Source organism: Mycobacterium sp. E3247 (assembly GCF_001667785.1).
Lineage (GTDB): Bacteria > Actinomycetota > Actinomycetes > Mycobacteriales > Mycobacteriaceae > Mycobacterium.
Map to the genome: position 1 here is coordinate 1 of NZ_LZJG01000313.1, position 15389 is coordinate 15389.

Here is a 15389-nt window from a genome sequence, read left to right on the forward strand (position 1 = left end):
GCCGACCAGGCTGGCGAGGGTGGCCACCGCCGACACCGGGTTGGCCAGCAACCCCAGCCCGGACAGCGCCTCGGTGTGGGCGACCAGCGAGTAGCCGTTGCCGCCCAGGAACGAGGAGGCCTTGGGCTCGATGTCGTGGTAGTTGCGCAGCGTGCAGAAGATCTCGGGGCTGTAGGTGTCCAGCAGCTGGGCGCTGGGCACCAGGTCTTGGGCCCCGCGCGCCAGATACGGCCCACCCCGATTGAAGATGTCCGCGCCGGTGTTGCCGAACCCGGCCGCCGACAACAACGCCTGGTCCAAATCCTTCTGCTGCGCATTGATCGTCCGCGAGGTGATCACCGCATCGTTCAAAAAGTCCAGCAGATCCGGCGCCGCGTTGGCGTAGGTGTCACCCAACCCGGCCAACTGCTGAATGTCATGACGCGCCTGCGGCATCTGCGGATTGACATCATCGAGGATCGCGTTCGCGTTGACCACCGACTGCCCGAACTTGTCACCCAGCCCGGTCAACGCCTGCGCGGCCGCACTCAGCGTCAGGTTCAACTTGACCGGATCCACCTTCTCCGCGATCGAGGTGACGGTCTGGAACAGCGTGTTGATCTCGGTGGTCACCGACCGCGCGTCGATCACCGTGTGCGGGCTGAGTTTTTGCGGCGACGGATTCTTCGGGGTGGTCAGCGACACATACTTGCCGCCGAACACCGTGGTCGCCTTGATATCGGCGTTCACGTTGGACGGAATCAGCGACAGGTACCGCGGATAGACCTCCAGGGTGAACTTGGCGGCCGGCTTGCCATCGCGCACCGTCTCGGCGATGTTGCCCACCCGGCCGATCTCCACCCCGTTGTAGGTGACCTTCGAACCCGGATCCATCACCAGCCCGGCCCGCGACGCCAACATCGTCAACTCGGTCTTGGGCGTGAAGTTCCCCCGGAACTGCCCGTAGACCAGGGCCAGCGCCACCAGGGCGATGATCAGCGCCGCGGCGCCGGCCAGCTTGTACGGCGGCTTCCGGGGGGCGTTGACCTTCACTGGCGATGTCATGGCGGCTACACCGTGAGCGCGAAGTTGGGGTTGACGCCGTAGAGCGCCAACGCGGCGGCCAAAACAACGACCTGCACCGACACCAGCGAGAAACGCATCGATCGGCCGACGGCCTCGCCGACGCCGACGGGCCCGCCGCCGGCGTTGTAGCCGTAGAAGCAGTGGGTGATCATCACGACCGCCGTGATGATGATGGCCTCGAGGAACGACCAGAACACGTCGTCGGGACGCAGGAACGTCCGGAAGTAGTGCTCATAGGTGCCGTTGGACTGCCCATAGAGCACCGTGGTGGTGATCTGCGGGGACAGGAAAGACATGATCATCGCGAGCGCGTAAAGCGGAATGATGACCACCAGACCGGCCATGATCCGGGTGGTCGCCAAGAACGAAATCGACTTGATGCCCATGACTTCCAGGGCGTCGATCTCTTCGCTGATACGCATGGCGCCCAACTCGGCCGTCGCGCCCGCGCCGACGGTGGCGGCCATCGCGATGCCGGTGACGACCGGGGCGGCGATGCGCACGTTGATCAGCGCGGCGAAGAAGCCGGTGAACGCCTCGACGCCGATGTTGCCCAGCGAGGCGAAACCCTGGATGGCGACCAGGGAGCTACCTGACAGGGTGACGAAGCCGACGATCGCGACGGTGCCGCCGATGACGGCCATCGCGCCGGTGCCCATGCCGATCTGGGCGACCAGCCGCAGTGTCTCCTTGCGGTAGTTGCGCAGCGCGTGCGGGATGTGCCCGAGGGCCACCACCCCGAACCAGGCCATCTGGCCGATGTCGTCGAGGCCGCGCCCCGCGGCACCGCCGTAGCGGTTGAGGTTTTCGGCCGCCCGGGGGAAGCGGGAGCGTAATACGGCAGCGGTCGACATGTCAGTGGCCCGTTCCGAACCGCACGCCGATGGTCGTCAGCACCACGTTGACCGCATACAGCGCGACGACGCAGAGCACGACGGTCTCGTTGACGGCGGTGCCCAGGCCCTTGGAGCCGCCGCGCACCGTCAGCCCGCGGTAGCAGCCGACCAGCCCGGCGATCAGACCGAAGATCGCTGCCTTGACCGTCGCGATGACCACCTCCGGCAGGCCGGTGATGGTGGTCAGGGTCGCCAGGTAGGCGCCACCCGAGACGTTTTGCAGATAGACGCCGAACAGGTAGCCGCCGACCAGGCCGACGGTGATCACCAGGCCGTTGAGCAAGGTGGCGACCAGCGTCGCGGCGATCACCCGGGGGACGACCAGCCGGTGGATGGGGTCGATGCCGAGCACCTCCATCGCGTCGATCTCCTCGCGGATGGTGCGCGCACCCAGATCCGCGCAGATCGCCGTCGAACCGGCGCCGGCCACCACCAGCACCGTGGTGAGCGGACCGAGCTGGGTGACGGCACCGATCGCCGCGCCCGCGCCCGAGAGGTCGGCGGCGCCGAACTGCGCCAGCAGCACGTTGAGCGTGAAGATCAACAGGACGGTCAGCGGGATCGACACCATGATGGTCGGCAGAAATGCCACCCGCATGATGAACCAGCACTGCAGGACGAACTCGCGCCACTGGAACGGCCAGCGGAACAGCGCCCGTCCGGTCAGCACGCACATCCGGAAAAACCCGCCGATGAGCGTCAGCGGTGTCTGCAGCTGGTCGCGCAGGTAACCCACCAAATAGGGGCCCTGCCGACTAGCCGACGTTGAAGTCACCGCTGCCCCCTCCAGCTGGTACCGCGCGCCTCCCGGCGCCACGGCGGGTCGTGTCGCACGCCTCGCCCCCTTGCCGCTTCGCGGTCGAGGGCTGCCCCCGCCTCGCCCCAACCACCGTGTGTGACCATCGGCTCCCTACTGGCAAGTAGTAACGGAGACCACAGGAATGTACCCGATGGCCATGCACGTGTGAACTGCATCTGCACAATTAACCCTTCGTCAACAACGGGCAAACGTTACAGTTTCCGTCAGCTTTCCTCTCTGGCAGTGAAACCTTTTGTGGTGGAACGATTTTCGTCGATATTTGCGGACCCGTAACGAATCCGTAGCTCAGTCTTGAGGACCTTGCCGGCGGGGTTGCGCGGCAGCGCGTCCACGATCTCGAGCGCCTTGGGATGCTTGTACCGCGCCAGCCGCTCGGTCAGGAATTCCTCCAACTCGTCGAGCAGGAGCGAGTCGCCGGCGACGGCGGCCACCGCGATCGGCACCTCGCCCCACTTGTCGTGGGAACGCCCGATCACTGCGACTTCGACAATGTTCGGATGGCTGGCCAGCACGTTTTCCACCTCGGCGCAGTAGATGTTCTCGCCACCCGAGATGATCATGTCCTTCTTGCGGTCCACCACCCACACGTAGCCTTCGGAGTCCATCCGGACGAGGTCTCCGGAATGGAACCAGCCGCCGGCGAACGCCTCCGCGGTGGCCTGCGGGTTGTTCCAGTAGCCGCTCATCAAAGTTGGTGCGCGGTAAACGATTTCGCCGACCTCGCCGACCGGCACGTCGTTCATGTTCTCGTCGACCACTCGGGCGGCCACGGTCGGGATCACCTTGCCGACCGATCCACGTTTGCGGATCGCGTCCTCGCCCAGCAGCATGCACGTGACCGGCGACATCTCGGTCTGGCCGAACGCGGCGAGGATCTGGGTTCCGGGGAACGTCGCTGACATCTCGCGCAGCAGCGCGTCGGGCGCCGGCGCGGCCCCCCACGACATCACCCGCAGCCTCAGGTCGCGCGGGCGCGCCTGCTGCTCGGCGCAGACGGCCTGCCACTGCGCGGGCACCAGGAAGAGCCCGGTGACCTTCTCCTCGGCCAGCACGTCGAGCAGCTGCCCCGGGTCGAACGCGCCGAGCGGGTAGATCACCGTCGGCGTGCCGAGCAGCATCCCGGTCAGCATGTTGCCGATGCCCGCGATGTGGAAGAACGGGACGCCGACGAACCCGACGTCGCTGTTGATGTCGGCGCCGTTGGTGTACAGCCCGGCCATCGTTTGGCCGGTCAGGTTGGTGTGGGTCAGCACGGCGCCCTTCGGGCGGCCCGTGGTGCCCGAGGTGTACATGATCAGCGCCGGCGAATCGTTCGGGATGTCGACGGGCCGGTGCGAGGGCCCGGGCTCGTCGATCAGGTCGTCGTAGCCCAGCACGCTGCCGTCGGTCGGGCCACCGGCCACGACGATCGTGCCCAGCAGGGGCTCGACGTCGCGGACCCCGGTGGCCACCGGGGCGAGCACCGACTCGGTGATCATGACGCGCGCCTGGCAATCCTGAACCAGGAAGGCGATCTCGGCGGCGGTGAGCCGGAAGTTCAGGGGGACGGCGATGGCGCCGAGCATGTTGGCCGCCAGCACCGACTCGACGAATTCGGTGCGGTTGAGCATCAGGACCATGACGCGATCGCCGAAGCCGACTCCCCGACGGCTCAACGCATCGGCCAGCGCCGCCACCCGGTCCCGCAGTTCCCCCCACGTGACGGTTTTCCCGAGGAACCGCAACGCCGTCGCGCCGCGCTGCATCAGGGCGTGCCGCTCGAGCTGGGTCACCCAGTTCTGTCGCCTGGCCAGATACGGCTGTTCGGTTCCCTGTGCCAAATGGCTCGCCAATTGCGCGGTCAAGTCAACCCTTCCCCTTCACTCGCGCACCGCTTGCGCCAGGTTGATATTTGATAAAACATGGTGTTGTCTGGGTCACATTATGGCCTTAACGCCCTGCTGACAAGCCCCGACAAAAGTTTCAGACCGACCTCCACGAAGCCCCGAAAGCCCTGGCAGCCCCCGTGAACGCACCGATATCCACGCGACTGAGGAGCCGACGGCCACTGCGCCGGGCCCAGTTGTCCGACGAGGTCGCGGGACACCTGCGGGCGGCGATCATGTCCGGGACCCTGCGGCCGGGCACCTTCATCCGCCTGGACGAGACCGCGGCCGAGCTCGGCGTCAGCGTCACGCCGGTGCGCGAGGCCCTGCTGAAGCTGCGCGGCGAGGGCATGGTGCAACTCGAACCGCACCGCGGTCACGTCGTGCTTCCTCTGACGCGCCAGGACATCGAGGACATCTTCTGGTTGCAGGCCACCATCGCCAGGGAGCTGGCGGCCGCCGCCACCGACCACATCACCGACGCCGAGATCGGCGAGCTCGAGCGCATCAACGAGTCCCTCGCCGCGGCCGTCGGGTCAAGCGACGCCGAGACCATCGCGGGCATCGAGTTCGCGTTCCATCGGGTCTTCAATCAGGCGAGCGGCCGGATCAAGCTGGCCTGGTTCCTGCTCAACGCCGCGCGCTACATGCCGGTGCTGGTGTATGCGGCCGATCAACAGTGGGGTGCGGCCGCCGTCGAGAATCACCGGCAGCTCATCGCAGCGCTGCGGCGGCGGGACGCCGCGGCGGTGATCGAGCACACCGTCTGGCAGTTCACCGACGCGGCGGCCCGGCTGACCGAGATGCGGGACCGCACCGGCCCCTAGCGATCGCGAGCGCGGCCGAAGCGGGTCGCCGCCATCGGACCTAGCCCGCGGTCAGCTGCTCGGCGCGCTGCTTGAGCTTCTCGGCGAGGTGGTCCAAAACGTTGTTGAGCAGCTGCTTGACCATCGGCGCGGGCACCGGCATCGAGGTCTCGACGTCCAGGTCCACGGTCAGCAGGCTCGAGTCGCCCAGCTCCACCACGCTGAACAGCTGCTCCTGTTTGGTGAAGAGGTCCCCCTGCTGCAGCACGGTCTGGATCTGGTTCTCCCCCGGGTAGTAGACGGCCTGGATGAACATGCCCTGCATGCCTTGGTAGTCGGTGTCGAGCCGCAGCTGGCTGGGGCGCCCGTCGTCGTAGCGGGCGAGCACCCACAGGCCCTTGATCTCCTCGTTCCACTGCGGGTAGGCCTCGAAGTCGGCGACGATCGCCATGATCCTGGTGGCGTCGGCGCGGACCTCGACGGTCTTGCTCATAACTGGCATTGGCGAAGCATAGCCGGGGGCGCGAAAGAGCCGCTGCGACGGGCGATCTCGGCCTACCGGTCGACGACCGCCGTCGACAGCAAGGTGCGGACGGCATCGGGAATCGGCACCGGCTTGCGGCTGACCCGGTCGACGTAGACGTGCACCCAGTGGCCCAGCGCGGTGATCGGCTGCGCCCGCTCGCCCCGGGCCGCCCGGAACACGCCGAGCCGGTAGGTGACGCTGCTGCGGCCCAGCCGGGTCACCGCCACGCCGACGGCGAGGCTTTCGGGGAAATGCAGCTCCGAGAAGTACCGGCAGCCGGATTCGGCGACGATGCCCAGTGCCGGCGTGGTGAGCGGGTCCAGCCCGGTGCCGGTGTTGATCCACGCATTGATCGCGGTGTCGAACAACTGGTAGTACACGGCGTTATTGAGGTGGCCGAACATGTCGTTGTCGGCCCACCGGGTACCCACCGGCCAGCGCACCGGGAAGTCGTCGCTGGTAAGCCCGTCGGGCGGGGTCGGGACCGCGGGAGCTGAAGTCATGGTCTACCAGTACCGCATCGCCTGCCGGAACAGCTCCGCCAGAACCGGTTTGCTCATCTCCCTCGGGGCGTTCTGCAGGAGGCGCTGCTGAGGGTGGGCGCCCTCGGTCAGCGCCACCACGTCGTCTTCGGTGTAACCCACCCCGCCAAGGCCGTTGGGCATGCCGACCGCCCGCATGATGCGGATGAGTTCGGCGGCGAGCACCTCGCCCGCATCCTCGGGGCCGGCACCGCGGGTGTCGGCGCCGAGCAGCCTGGCGCCCTCGAGGTGCCGCTCCGGGCTGACTTCGGCGGTGAAGCGGAACGACGACGGCGCATTGAGGATGACGGCCATGCCGTGCGGCACGAGCGGCTCGTCGCCCGGGTAGCCCGTCGGACGGAAGCCCTGCACCAGCCCCGCCACCGCATAGGCCATCCCGTGCGGCGCGTGGACGCCCGCGTTGCCGAACGCGATGCCCGCAAGCGTTGCGGCCCACATCATCTGCTCGCGTGCCTCACTGTCGGCGGGGTCGTGTACCGCACGCTCCAAGAACCGCCCCAGCACGCCCAACGCCTCGCGGCAACCGAGATCGCTCCAGGGATTGGCGCCCTGGCTCATGGGCCGCAGGCTGGGCCGCTCGGGTGCGGGACGCCGGACGTAGGGTCGCGCGGTGTAGGACTCCAACGCGTGAGACAGCACGTCCAGGCCGGCCGAGGCGACGACCTCGGCCGGCAGGCTCGCCGTGCAGTCGGGGTCGACGAGCGCCTGCGTGGGACGCAACGCGGGAGAGGCGATGCCGGTCTTCGCCGACAGCGACACCAGATCGAATATCGCGATGCCGGTCACCTCGCTGCCGGTGCCGGCCGTGGTGGGGCACGCGATGTGCGGCCTGAGCGGACCCGGGACGGATTTGCCGTCACCGACGGGCGCGTTGACGTAGGTCAGGAAGTCGGCGGGATAGGTCGCATACAGATTGGCGGCCTTGCACGTGTCGATCACCGAGCCGCCGCCCAGCGACACGTAGCCGTCCGGCTCGAGCTCTCGGGCGAAATCCGCCGCGTCCCGGAAGGACGCGTCGGTGGGCTCGACGTGGACGTCGGTGTAGGTGACCACGTCCAGTCCGGCGGCGGCGAGCGAGTCGCGCGTCTTGGCGAAGACCGGCAGCGCGGCCACACCGGCGTCGGAGAACAGCGCCACCCGCCGCACTCCGTGCGCGGCGGCGCGGTCACCCACCTCCGCGAGGCAGCCGCGCCCGAACGTCACCCGTGACGCGTCGACGGTGAAGGCCCCGTCGCAGCCTGCTGAGGGAGTCGGGTAATCGCAGCACGCCATCCGGCCATTATCTCGGGTGCAGCGGCGCGACGGGTTCCACCACCTCATCCGGGAGGCGGTGAGCTTCGATGTAGTCCCAGCGGATGTCGTAGCCGAGCCCGGGCGCCGACGGTATCTCGACGAATCCGTCCGACGTGAGCGGGTCGCACGGCGCGTTGAGGTACGGGGGCGCGGTGTCGTAGCGGGCCCCCGGCCCGAGCAGGCCGCGCTCGTAGTATTCGCAGACGTCTTCGCTGGTGGCGCCGAGGACCTGCAGGTTGCCGAAGCCGCTCATGTGTAGTTCGCACCGCATGCCGACGGCCTCGCACATTCCGGCCAGCTTCATCACGCCGGTGATTCCACCGCGCAGGACGTCGATGCGGCTGATGTCGGAGGCGCCGCGCAGGATCCAGTCGGCCCGGGTGTAGACGCCGCCCTCGGCGATCTCGGGAGAGCAGATCGGGATGTCGAGTTCGTCGCCCAGCCGCCGGTAGGCCTCGACGCGGTATTCCGGCATCGGGTGCTCGTACCAGTAGAAGCCCAGCCGCTCGAGTTCGCGGCCGACGCGCAGCGCGTCCTCGTAGGTGTGGTAGGTGCCCCAGGGGTCGAACATCAGCACCATCTCGTCGCCCACCGCGGCCCGGACCTCGCGGCACACCCGGATGTCCCAGTCCACATAGGAGGGCCGCGGCAGGGCGGGCTCGCCCGTCGCGGGGTTCCAGTAGTGGTAGGGGTGAATCTTGTAGGCGGCGTAGCCCTGACGCTTGCATTCGACGGCGTGGGCGGCGTATGCGTCGGGAGATCCGAGGTTGTTGAAGCTACTGGCGTAGGCCTTGACCCGATCCCGAGCACCGCCCAGCAATTTGTGCACCGGTAGCCCGGCAACCCGGCCGGCCAGGTCCCACAGCGCGAGATCGATGACGCTGCAAACGTTTTCGGGCAGTTTCGCCGCCCACAGTTGCCGCCAGATCTCCGCGCGGTCGAACGGGTCATGGCCGGCCAGCAGCGGGCTCAGAAATTGGGTGATGATCGCCTGATCCCCGGGCAGCAGGCCGTCCTGGTCGCCATGGAAGTGGCCGCCGAAGTAGTAGCCCTCGATCCCCTCGTCGGTCAGCACCTTGGTCACGGTCTGCACCACGCGGTAGTCGGTCATCAGCTGGCCGAACGAGATTCGATCGACGAACGACTCGAACGGCACGACCTCGAGGCCGGTGATCTTCATGGCAACACATTCTGCCGAGGGCCCGCGCGCTCAGAGTAGGGGCGAAGGTCCCGCGCCGAGGATCGCCATTGTGGGGGCCGTCACCGGATCTGCACGCATTGGCCGCCGTCGACCACCAGTTCCGAGCCGGTGATGAACGACGCTTGCTCGGAGACCAGGAACGCCACGGCGTCGGCGATCTCGCTCGGCCGGCCGATGCGCCCGAACGCCGACGACGCGGCGAGCCGCAGTTGAGTGGCGTCGTCGAGCATCGGGGTCGCGACCGGCCCGGGGAACAGGGCGTTGACCCGGATGCCCAGCGGCGCCAGTTCCGCGGCCGCGTTCTGGGTCAGGCCGCGCAGGGCCCACTTCGCCGAACCGTAGGCGGCGTGGTGCGGGAACGGGCGGATAGCCCCGGTGCTGCAGATGTTGACGATCGCGGCGTGCTGCGCGGCGCGCAGGTGATTCAGGGCCGCGTGGATACCCAGGAAGGCCCCGAAACAGTTGACCCGCCAGGAACTCTCGAAGCCCTCCGCGGTCTCGTCGGCCAGCGATGCCCGGCGCAGCACGCCGGCGCCGTTGACCAGCGTGGTCAGCGCCCCGAAGCGGTCGATCACGGTGTCGACGGCCGACTGCCACCCTGACTCCGAGGTGACGTCGAGCTCGATCGCGATCACCTCTTCGTCGCCCAATTCGTCGACAGCGGCGGTAAGTTCGTGCGCGCGCCGATCGCAGGCGGCCACCGAATAGCCTTCGGCGCGTAGGCGTTTGGCGATGGCCCAGCCCTGGCCGCCGGCCGCGCCGGTCACCAGTGCGACGCGTCGATCGGCGCTCATGGTTCCGTCGCCTCTCGCAGGTGCTCAGCGGCCCCGCGCCGCAGCGCGTGCGATTCGGCGGTCAGGGTGATCATGGAAAACCCCAGCTTCGCCATGGCGCGCCCCGTGGTGCCGTTCCCGGCGTGAATGCCGGTCACCAGCCCGGCCTCGTTGGCGGCCCGCTGGATTCGCGCGATGGCATCCAGGACGGCAGGATCTCTGGTCGCGCCGTCCACGCCCACACCCAGCGAGAGGGCCAGGTCCGCGGGCCCGACGTAGAGCCCGGCGAGCCCGTCGACGGCGCAGATCTGGTCGAGCCCGGACAGCGCCGGTGACGTCTCGATCATCGCGAACACGCTGACCCGCGACTCGAGCGCGGCGGTGTCGCGGCCCAGGCCGGCGCGCAGCGGACCGAAGCTGCGGACGCCCGCGGGCTGGTAGCGGGTGGCGGCCACCGCCGCGGCGGCCTGGTCCGCCGACTCGATCATGGCGATGACGACGGCGTCGGCTCCGGCGTCGAGCACACGCCCGATCGGCGCGGCGTCGGCGTTGGGCAGCCGCACCACGGTGCCGATGGGCAGGTGTTCGGTTTGGCGCAGCATGCCGGCGATGTCGGCGTCGTCGAGGTAGCCGTGCTGAGCGTCGAAACCCACGTAATCGTAACCGGCGCAGGCGAATTCCTCGGGGCCGAGTAGTGTGGGCCCGGTGATCCAGCCGCCCCAGATCGGGGTGGCCCGGTTCAGCGCCCGCCGCAAAGCGCTCCGCGAGTCGTCGGTCATTGCGCGATCGCGATCTTGACGCGCTCGGGGACCGGGCGGCAGGCCAACTCGAAGGCGGCCTGGACGTCGTCGACGCCGAAAGTGTGCGTCAGGTAGGTGGCGAGCAGTTCGGGATGTTCGGCGGCGAACTTCCCCGCGAGCTCCAGCATCCGGCGGCGGTCCAGCGTGACACCGGATTTCAGCGTCAGGTTGTTGCGCAGCATGGTGCGCATGCTGATCGGATAGGCGTCGTCGTCGGCGACGCCGAAATAGAAGACCGTGCCGCCCGGCGCGGCGGCCGTGAGGGCGTGGCCCAGCGTGGCCACCTGGTGACCGACGGCCTCGATCACGACGTCGGCCCGGTCGGAGGCCGCGAGCTGACTCACCCAGCGGTCGCTGGTGGCGCGCACCGCGTCGTCGACGCCGAATGCCGCTGCCAGACTTGACCGGTCGACGGGGTCGACGCCGGTGACGCGACGCGCGCCGGCCGCCTTAGCGACATAGGAGAACAGCAGGCCGATGGAGCCCTGGCCGATGATCGCGACGTGTTTGCCGGCGAGGTCCGGCAGTTGCTCGAGGGCGTACAGGACGCATGCCAGCGGTTGCAGGCCGACCGCCTGCGCCGGGGTCAGCGCCGGGTCGTAGGGCGCCAGCCCGTCGCCGTCACTGATCACGCGTTCCATCATGCCGTCGAAACCGGAAGCCCAGCCCACCACACGGTCACCGGGACGGTGGTCGGCGTGCCGGCTGGCGATCACCTCGCCGGCGACCTCATGGATCGGGAAGCCGTCCTTCTCGGCCGCGTTGGCGCCGTCATCGCCCGGAAGCCGGCCGCGGGCGCCGTGGAAGGCCGGCAGGTCGCTGCCGCAGACGCCGGCCGCCGTGAATCGCAGCAGCACCTCGCCGTCGGCGAGGCACTCGGGTGTCTTCTCGGGAATCGTTGTCCGCTCGAACATGTAGGGGGCGACGATCCGGTAGGACCACACGTCAGACCTCCACCGGGATGGTGTTCCATCCCCATTGGAAGCTGGAGGGGAGCCGCCGGGCGGCGTCGGACTGGATCGCGAAATCGGGCACCCTGCGCAGCCACTCCTGCAGCAGCACAGCGACTTCCAGCCGGGCCAGGTGGTAGCCGATGCAGAAGTGTTGGCCGCGGCCGAACGCAAGCGAGCGACGGATGGGCCTGTCCCAGAGGAATTCGTCGGGTTCGGGGTACTCGCGTTCGTCGCGGTTGGCCGAGGCGAGCAGTGTGATGACACGCTGCCCCGGCCGGATGGTCTCGCCGTGAATGGTGAACGGCTTGCGCGCGGTTCGGGCGAACCACTGCGCCGGCGCGCAGAACCGGATCATCTCCTCGCGCGCGGTCGGCACGGTGTTCTCGGGGTCGGCGCGGACCGCGGCCATCTGGTCGGGCCGGCGGCCGAGCTCCCACAGCCCGTGCGCGACGATCTTGGGTACCGTCTCGGTGCCGCCGATGAAGATGCACAGCATCTGGGTGGCGACCTCGACGTCGTCGAGCGGACTGCCGTCGGGCAGGCGGTAAGCGAGCAGGCCGTCCACGACGGCCAGCGGCCGCCCGGAGGGGTCCGCGCGGCGGCGCCGGACCGCCGGGAGCAGGTATTCGAAATAGTTGGGCCGCGCCTCGGCGGTGTCCACCCCGACGCCGGGCTCGGCGAGGCTGCCGGCGTTGACCGCGGCCAGCACCTGTGGCGCGAAATCGACTGGTATGCCGAGAAGTTCGCACACTACGGACGCCACCACGATGCCGCCGTAATCCTGCGTCAGGTCGAACGAACCGCGGGGCAGTAACTCGTCGAGGCGCTCGTTGGCCAGCTCGCGGATCCGGGCCTCCAAGCCGGTGACGGCCCTGGGGCGCAGCGGCTGGGAGTGCGCGCGCCGGATCTCCGCGTACAGGTCCGTGTCGAACACGGCGTGGAACGGCAGCGGGTGCAGCGGCGGGTCGGCGACCGGTCCGGTGTTGTGCTTGGCCAGGACGGATGCGGCCGGCAGGGTCCCTTCCGACGCGACGAACGTCCCGTCGTTGATCTCCAGCACCTGCCAGATGTCCTCGAAGCGGGACAGCGCGAAGGTGTCCCACTGGGGCATGTAGTAGACGGGATACTCGTCGCGCAGGATCCGGTAGTACGGCAGCGGATCGGCCATCACCTGCGCGTCGAAGGGGTCGTAGGCGAAGTTCACGGCCTCTTGCTGGCGCATCACTGCAGCGGCGACGGCGGTAGGGCCTGCAGGATCGAATCCTCCCAGCCGTCGCGCAGCGCGGGCGCCACACTCATCCAGGTGACGATCTCGGCGGGCGGGCTGTCCTTCCACGAGGGGTAGTGGTCGGCGAAGCATTGCCAGCCGCCGTCCAGCGCCCAGTAGTGGATGACCTCGTTATAGCGGAACGTCGTGGTGAACGAACCCAGCCAGCGCTTACCGGTGCGTTCCGACCAGGGGACGTAGAGCCGCTCCAGTTCGCGGATGTAGTCGTCCTGACGCCCCGGCTTGGTCTGCATGATCTCCTGAATCACCAGCGGCGCAGTGAAAATTGGCCTCACGCAGCTGGGCGAGGGTCTTGTTGCTGGGCCCGGGGTACATGATCCGGCCCTCCCCGGCGGCGCCGATGTCGGCCAGAAAGGCCGACCATTTCCCCGCCGCGGCCTCGTGACTGCCGCCGCGGGCCTGGGCGGCCCCGATCCGGGCGTAGTCGGCGAACCCGTCGATCTCCCAGATGATCGTCACCTGCGGCCAGTGACCGTTGTAGGACGTGGTCTCCCAGATCGCGAACAGCCGCGCACCGAGCTCGTCCATCATCGGCCGGTAGGTGTCGGTGAAGACCTCGGTGAAGCATTCGCTTCGCCCGGAGCCGAGCGAGATGGTCTCGTGCAGATAGAGCAGCGTGTGCCGGTAGTACTTCTTCATCAGTCGAGCCGGACCAGCCCCGAATCACCGCGCTCACAGGTCGCCAGATCACAGAGCAGCGTCTCGGTGGAATGGACTGCGGCGCAGTCGATCCCGGCCGCAGCCAGCGCATGGCCCTTGAAACTGCGCGCGGCGGCGCTGAGCACGTACTGCGCCTTGGCCACCCCCCGATCCACCCGCAGGGGCCACCCGGAGGGCGCCCTGCCCCACAGGGCGACTTCGGTCAGCCGATCGTCGAGCGACGCGAGCACCTTGTCACGCACGCGGGCATCGGCGGCGAACGCCTCGGCGCTCACCGCCAGGCTCTGGCTCATCGAGCCCGGACCCGCCGCGGCGAAGTGATCCTCAAAGTCCACCCCCTGCACACCGAGGATCCGCAGGGACAGGGCGTCGCCGCCGCTCGGCAGCAGCACCGCCACCTGCCAGCCGGCCATCGCCCGGTCGTAGAGCCAACCTCCGGCCGACCGGACCACGTCGAGAGCGCTGACCGCGATGACGTCGAGCCGGTATCGCAGACACTCCCGGTCAGCACGGCCCGCTCGGGCGCCGACCCGGCCGCCTTCCCTGATGTCGAACGTTGACGTGACCATTGAATCCGTTCCTCACCGCCGCACCGAATCGGTGCATTGGCGTTTACCGCAACGCTTGTCCTGGGCTGGCGCCGCTAGCGCGACACATCGGACAGCGTGACACTTGCGAGCAAATTTGTAAAGGTACGACCGCTGGTCACGAGTCGCGGCGCGCCCGGAGTTCGGCGAGCACTTCTTCGGTGTGCTGCCCGAGTTCCGGTGCCGGAGAACGCGGTGCCCACGGTGTGCCGTGGAAATCGGCCGGCGTGGCCACCATCGGAACGCTGGATTGCCCGTCCGGGACGTCGACGATGCCGCCCGCGGCGTGGAATTGCTCGTCGGCCACGACGTCTTCGAGGCTGTTCACCGGCGACCAGAAGAAATCAGGCTCGGCGGCGAACGCCTGACCCCACTCGTCGAGGGTGCGGGTGGCAAAGACCGCGTCCAGTTCGGCGATCAGCTCGACCGCGTTGACGAACCGCGAGTACGCGTCGCTGAACCGGGGGTCCGAAAGCCACTCCGGGTGGCCGACGGCGCGACACAGCGGGGGCCAGTGCCGATCGCCTTCGAGCCCGACGATCCAGAATCGGCGCCCGTCGGCGGTCGCGTAGTTGTTCATGCACGGGTTGCCCATCGATTCGCGTTGCCCGATCGCGATCGGCTGGCCGGTCAGCAGGTAGGTGTTGAGGTCGAAGCTCACGGTGTAGGCGCCCTGGCGATAAAGCGAGGTGGTCACCAGTTGGCCGGCGCCGGTGCGCCCGCGGGCGACCAGCGCCGCGCACACGGCGGCCGCCAGCGTCATGCCGGCCGAATGATCGCCCATGCCGCCGCGCTGGAAGGGCGGCGTGTCGCCGGGCCGGGTGAGCAGATGAGCGACCCCGGCCCGCGACCAGAACGCGGCCACGTCGTAGGCGGCCCGGTCGGCGTCGGGCCCGGTCTCGCCGTATCCGGTGATCAGTCCGTAGACCAGGCGGGGGTTGCGGGCCGCCACCGACTCGAAGTCCAGCCCCAGCCGCTGTAGCGCGGCCGGCCGGACGTTGGTCACGAAAACGTCGGCGTCAGCGAGCAATTCGAACGCCGTTTCGCGCCCCGCCTCCTCCGTGAGGTCGAGCACGACGCTGCGCTTGGAGCGGTTGTCCATTTCGAAAGGCGGGTTGACCCCCAGGTCGCAGCCCAGCATCTTGCCGAACATCCGGCCCGGATCGCCGTTCGGCGGTTCGATCTTGACGACGTCGGCACCCCAGTCGGCCAGGATGCCGCCGGTGGCGGGTCCGGCGACCCACACCCCGAGCTCGACGACCTTGACGCCCTCCATCGGTCCCGCCATGGCTACGTTCCTACTCCGTGCCGCCC

Annotated in this window: 15 protein-coding genes and 1 pseudogene; 1 reads left to right on the plus strand and 15 read right to left on the minus strand. The window is 68.6% G+C overall.

Annotation, left to right across the window (positions count from 1 at the left end):
* The 4 genes from A9X04_RS16905 to fadD5 form a co-directional block, all read right to left on the minus strand.
* Window positions 1–1044, minus strand: a 1044-nt coding sequence (locus tag A9X04_RS16905; protein WP_067922751.1) for an MCE family protein, incomplete at its 3' end; no start/stop codon positions are given.
* Window positions 1045–1049: 5 nt separating this feature from the next.
* On the minus strand, window positions 1050–1919 hold the full coding sequence (locus A9X04_RS16910) for an ABC transporter permease (RefSeq protein ID WP_067922669.1): 870 nt from the start codon (window positions 1917–1919) through the stop codon (window positions 1050–1052).
* A 1-nt stretch (window position 1920) separates the two neighbouring features.
* Entirely contained in the window at window positions 1921–2736 is an 816-nt protein-coding gene (locus tag A9X04_RS16915) for an ABC transporter permease (RefSeq protein ID WP_067922748.1), read from the minus strand.
* A gap of 248 nt (window positions 2737–2984) precedes the next feature.
* Window positions 2985–4625, minus strand: a complete 1641-nt coding sequence (gene fadD5 / locus A9X04_RS16920) for a fatty-acid--CoA ligase FadD5 (protein ID WP_067922671.1) — start codon at window positions 4623–4625, stop codon at window positions 2985–2987.
* 161 nt (window positions 4626–4786) lie between these two features.
* On the opposite strand from fadD5, the gene A9X04_RS16925 reads away from it, so the two are divergent.
* A complete protein-coding gene (locus A9X04_RS16925) occupies window positions 4787–5473 on the plus strand; it encodes a GntR family transcriptional regulator (protein WP_082972876.1) in 687 nt (228 codons plus the stop codon).
* Window positions 5474–5513: 40 nt separating this feature from the next.
* Here A9X04_RS16925 and A9X04_RS16930 read toward each other — a convergent pair whose 3' ends face one another.
* The 11 genes and pseudogenes from A9X04_RS16930 to A9X04_RS16980 form a co-directional block, all read right to left on the minus strand.
* Window positions 5514–5954, minus strand: a complete 441-nt coding sequence (locus tag A9X04_RS16930; RefSeq protein ID WP_067922674.1) for an SRPBCC family protein — start codon at window positions 5952–5954, stop codon at window positions 5514–5516.
* A gap of 53 nt (window positions 5955–6007) precedes the next feature.
* Window positions 6008–6481: a thioesterase family protein gene (locus A9X04_RS16935; protein WP_067922676.1), complete on the minus strand. Its 474-nt coding sequence runs from the start codon at window positions 6479–6481 to the stop codon at window positions 6008–6010.
* Between the two features lie 3 nt (window positions 6482–6484).
* Window positions 6485–7792, minus strand: a complete 1308-nt coding sequence (locus A9X04_RS16940; RefSeq protein WP_067922680.1) for a hydroxyacid-oxoacid transhydrogenase — start codon at window positions 7790–7792, stop codon at window positions 6485–6487.
* A gap of 7 nt (window positions 7793–7799) precedes the next feature.
* Complete coding sequence (locus tag A9X04_RS16945) at window positions 7800–8993, minus strand: enolase C-terminal domain-like protein (RefSeq protein WP_067922683.1); 1194 nt, start codon at window positions 8991–8993, stop codon at window positions 7800–7802.
* Between the two features lie 80 nt (window positions 8994–9073).
* Window positions 9074–9808 carry an SDR family NAD(P)-dependent oxidoreductase gene (locus A9X04_RS16950; RefSeq protein ID WP_067922686.1) on the minus strand — a complete coding sequence of 245 codons (735 nt, stop codon included), beginning with the start codon at window positions 9806–9808 and terminating at the stop codon, window positions 9074–9076.
* On the minus strand, window positions 9805–10566 hold the full coding sequence (locus A9X04_RS16955; RefSeq protein WP_067922689.1) for an HpcH/HpaI aldolase/citrate lyase family protein: 762 nt from the start codon (window positions 10564–10566) through the stop codon (window positions 9805–9807). Before A9X04_RS16955 ends, A9X04_RS16950 begins: the two co-directional genes overlap by 4 nt.
* A complete protein-coding gene (locus A9X04_RS16960) occupies window positions 10563–11531 on the minus strand; it encodes a zinc-binding dehydrogenase (RefSeq protein WP_067922692.1) in 969 nt (322 codons plus the stop codon). Before A9X04_RS16960 ends, A9X04_RS16955 begins: the two co-directional genes overlap by 4 nt.
* A gap of 1 nt (window position 11532) precedes the next feature.
* Window positions 11533–12744: a cytochrome P450 gene (locus tag A9X04_RS16965; RefSeq protein ID WP_082975057.1), complete on the minus strand. Its 1212-nt coding sequence runs from the start codon at window positions 12742–12744 to the stop codon at window positions 11533–11535.
* 17 nt (window positions 12745–12761) lie between these two features.
* A pseudogene (locus A9X04_RS16970) lies at window positions 12762–13467 on the minus strand (NIPSNAP family protein).
* On the minus strand, window positions 13467–14057 hold the full coding sequence (locus A9X04_RS16975; RefSeq protein WP_067922698.1) for a hypothetical protein: 591 nt from the start codon (window positions 14055–14057) through the stop codon (window positions 13467–13469). Before A9X04_RS16975 ends, A9X04_RS16970 begins: the two are co-directional and overlap by 1 nt.
* Before the next feature lie 136 nt (window positions 14058–14193).
* A complete protein-coding gene (locus tag A9X04_RS16980; protein ID WP_067922708.1) occupies window positions 14194–15363 on the minus strand; it encodes a CaiB/BaiF CoA-transferase family protein in 1170 nt (389 codons plus the stop codon).
* Window positions 15364–15389 lie beyond the last annotated feature (26 nt).

Excerpts from the sequence above, each read along its gene's own strand:
- A9X04_RS16980 (WP_067922708.1), bottom strand. The coding sequence starts at position 15,363 with ATGGCGGGACCGATGGAGGGCGTCAAGGTCGTCGAGCTCGGGGTGTGG.
- A9X04_RS16950 (WP_067922686.1), bottom strand. The coding sequence starts at position 9,808 with ATGAGCGCCGATCGACGCGTCGCACTGGTGACCGGCGCGGCCGGCGGC.
- A9X04_RS16940 (WP_067922680.1), bottom strand. The coding sequence starts at position 7,792 with ATGGCGTGCTGCGATTACCCGACTCCCTCAGCAGGCTGCGACGGGGCC.
- A9X04_RS16945 (WP_067922683.1), bottom strand. The coding sequence starts at position 8,993 with ATGAAGATCACCGGCCTCGAGGTCGTGCCGTTCGAGTCGTTCGTCGAT.
- A9X04_RS16955 (WP_067922689.1), bottom strand. The coding sequence starts at position 10,566 with ATGACCGACGACTCGCGGAGCGCTTTGCGGCGGGCGCTGAACCGGGCC.
- A9X04_RS16975 (WP_067922698.1), bottom strand. The coding sequence starts at position 14,057 with ATGGTCACGTCAACGTTCGACATCAGGGAAGGCGGCCGGGTCGGCGCC.
- A9X04_RS16910 (WP_067922669.1), bottom strand. The coding sequence starts at position 1,919 with ATGTCGACCGCTGCCGTATTACGCTCCCGCTTCCCCCGGGCGGCCGAA.
- A9X04_RS16935 (WP_067922676.1), bottom strand. The coding sequence starts at position 6,481 with ATGACTTCAGCTCCCGCGGTCCCGACCCCGCCCGACGGGCTTACCAGC.
- A9X04_RS16930 (WP_067922674.1), bottom strand. The coding sequence starts at position 5,954 with ATGCCAGTTATGAGCAAGACCGTCGAGGTCCGCGCCGACGCCACCAGG.